This window comes from Shigella sp. FC1967 (genome assembly GCF_001743005.1).
Taxonomy (GTDB): Bacteria; Pseudomonadota; Gammaproteobacteria; order Enterobacterales; family Enterobacteriaceae; genus Proteus.
This window is the reverse complement of the sequence record NZ_MIIZ01001195.1, coordinates 1-497: the sequence shown is the minus strand read 5'-3', so window position 1 is coordinate 497 and position 497 is coordinate 1. Positions and strand designations below refer to the sequence as shown.

The window sequence follows — 497 nt, the reverse complement described above, 5'->3', positions numbered from 1 at the left end:
AAGCATCTAAGCGGGAAACTTGCCTCGAGATGAGTCTTCCCTGTCACCTAGAGTGACCTAAAGGAACGTTTAAGACTAAGACGTTGATAGGCTGGGTGTGTAAGCGTAGCGATACGTTGAGCTAACCAGTACTAATGAACCGTGAGGCTTAACCTGACACACCGAAGGTGTTTTGTCAGAGAGACGAAACGATGAAGTAAGCTTGTTTAAGATTGATAATTACTGGTGACGAACCGTTAAAGGGTGAGTGACGAGTAATAAAACAGAATTTGCTTGGCGGCCATAGCGCAACGGTCCCACCTGATCCCATGCCGAACTCAGAAGTGAAACGTTGTAGCGCCGATGGTAGTGTGGGGCCTCCCCATGTGAGAGTAGGGAACTGCCAGGCATCAATTAACGCATTAGTGTTAAATAACATTAATCGCAAAAGAATACGCGGAGCGGTAGTTCAGTTGGTTAGAATACCTGCCTGTCACGCAGGGGGTCGCGGGTTCGAG

At 48.1% G+C, this 497-nt stretch carries 2 rRNA genes; both read left to right on the top strand.

Annotation, left to right across the window (positions count from 1 at the left end):
• Positions 1 to 156, top strand: a 23S ribosomal RNA gene (locus tag BHE89_RS20150); the annotation flags it as partial.
• A gap of 116 nt (positions 157 to 272) precedes the next feature.
• Positions 273 to 388, top strand: a 5S ribosomal RNA gene (gene rrf, locus BHE89_RS20145).
• The last annotated feature ends 109 nt before the right edge of the window (positions 389 to 497 follow it).